Consider the following 331-nt stretch of genomic DNA (forward strand, 5'->3'; position numbering starts at 1 on the left):
TCGCAATGTCGCTTGTATTCGTGGCGATATCGGATGTATTTGTGGCGATATTGGCCGCATTGGTGGCAATATCGGATGTATTCGTGGCGATGTTCGTCGCGTTCGTTACTATATCGCTTGTGTTCGTTGCAATGTCGCTTGTGTTTGTTGCGATGTTCGCAGCGTTCGTTGAGATGTCGGACGTATTGGTCGCGATGTCACTGGTGTTGGTGGCAATATTGGTCGCATTGGTTGAGATATTGCTTGTGTTGGTAGCGATATCGGATGTGTTCGTTGCGATGTTCGTAGTGTTGGTGGCAATGTTCGCCGCGTTCGTCGAGATATTGGACGC

1 protein-coding gene is annotated in these 331 nt (G+C 49.2%); it reads right to left on the bottom strand.

The window, feature by feature from the left end; genetic code table 11:
* On the bottom strand, positions 1 to 331 hold a 331-nt coding region (locus EO131_RS17090), incomplete at both ends, for a hypothetical protein (protein ID WP_206512858.1).

It is taken from the genome of Flagellimonas beolgyonensis, assembly GCF_003992615.1.
Classification (GTDB): Bacteria; Bacteroidota; Bacteroidia; order Flavobacteriales; family Flavobacteriaceae; genus Flagellimonas; species Flagellimonas beolgyonensis.